Source organism: Rhodococcus zopfii NBRC 100606 = JCM 9919, assembly GCF_001895025.1.
GTDB lineage: Bacteria > Actinomycetota > Actinomycetes > Mycobacteriales > Mycobacteriaceae > Rhodococcus > Rhodococcus zopfii.
Map to the genome: position 1 here is coordinate 1 of NZ_BCXI01000107.1, position 1719 is coordinate 1719.

Sequence of the window (1719 nt, forward strand, 5' to 3'; positions counted from 1 at the left end):
TTCCGCTGCTGGGTGCGGATGAGCGTGTGTTGGTGTTGGAGGGGTGGAACGATACCGGGGCTGTGGTGCCGTCGGTGTCGTTGGTGGATTTGTTCGAGGCGCAGGTGGCGCGGACGCCGGATGCTGTTGCGGTGGTGTTCGATGGTGTGGCGCTGTCGTATGGGGAGTTTGCGTCGCGGGTGCGGCGGTTGGCGCGTTTTCTGGTGGCCGAGGGTGTGGGTCCGGAGTCGTTGGTGGCTGTGGGGATGCGTCGGTCGGTGGAGATGTTGGTCGCTGTGTATGCGGTGGTCGAGGCCGGTGGTGCGTATGTGCCGGTGGATCCGGATCAGCCGGCGGAGCGGGTGGGGTTCATCCTCGAGACTGCGGATCCGGTGGTGGTGTTGTCCACGTCGCGTGATGGGTTCTCGGTTCCGGGGGATCGGTCTGTGGTGTGTGTGGACGAGTTGGATGTGTCGGGTTTTTCCGATGCGCCGTTGTCGGATGCGGATCGGTGGGGTGTGGTGCGGCCGCAGGGGGCGGCGTATGTGATTTTCACGTCGGGGTCGACGGGGCGTCCGAAGGGCGTGTCGGTGTCGCATGCGGCGATTGTGAATCGGTTGGTGTGGATGCAGGCCGAGTACGGTCTGTCGTCGGCGGATGTGGTGTTGCAGAAGACTCCGTTCACGTTCGATGTGTCGGTGTGGGAGTTGTTCTGGCCGTTGCAGGTTGGTGCGCGGTTGGTGGTGGCGCGGCCGGATGGGCATCGGGATCCGGGTTATCTGGTGCGGGCGATCGTGGAGTACGGGGTGTCGGTGGTGCATTTTGTGCCGTCGATGTTGTCGGTGTTCGTGGCGGAGCCGTCGGTGGTGGATGCGCGGTCGTTGCGGTTGGTGTTCGCGTCGGGTGAGGCGTTGCCGGGTTCGGTGGCGTTGCGGTTGCGTGAGTTGTTGCCGTCGGTGCGGGTGCACAATTTGTACGGTCCGACCGAGGCTGCGGTGGATGTGACGTTCCACGAGGTGTCGGATGCGGATCGGGTGTCGGTGCCGATCGGTGTGCCGGTGTGGAACACGCAGGTGTTCGTGTTGGATGCGCGGTTGGCGCCGGTGCCGGTGGGGGTGGCCGGTGAGTTGTATCTGGCGGGGGATCAGTTGGCGCGGGGGTATGTCTCGCGTGCGGATTTGACGGCGGATCGGTTCGTGGCCGGTCTGTTCGGTGGGTCCGGGGTGCGGATGTATCGCACGGGGGATCTGGTGCGGTGGACTCCGGCGGGGGAGTTGGAGTACATCGGACGGACCGATTTCCAGGTGAAGGTGCGTGGGTTGCGTATCGAGCTGGGGGAGATCGAGTCGGCGTTGTTGGATGTGGTTTCGGTGGCGCAGGCCGTGGTGGTGGTTCACGACGGTGATCTGGGTCAGCAGTTGGTGGGGTATGTGGTTCCGGAGTCGGGTGCGGTGGTCGACTCGGGTGTGGTGCGGGCCGAGTTGGGTTCGGTGTTGCCGGGGTACATGGTGCCGGATGCGTTGGTGGTGCTCGATGAGTTTCCGCTCAATGCGTCGGGGAAGTTGGATCGGAAGTTGTTGCCGGCTCCGGTGTTCGAGGCTCGGGAGTTCCGGGCGCCGTCGACTCCGGTGGAGGAGATCGTTGCGGGTGTCTTCGCTGATGTGCTCGGGGTGGAGCGGGTCGGTGCGGATGATGATTTCTTTGCGTTGGGTGGTAATTCGCTGATCGCGACGCAGGTCG

At 64.4% G+C, this 1719-nt stretch carries 1 pseudogene; it reads left to right on the plus strand.

Annotation, left to right across the window (positions count from 1 at the left end):
• Positions 1-5: 5 nt before the first annotated feature.
• Positions 6-1719: pseudogene (locus RZ1_RS29305) on the plus strand (amino acid adenylation domain-containing protein); the annotation flags it as partial.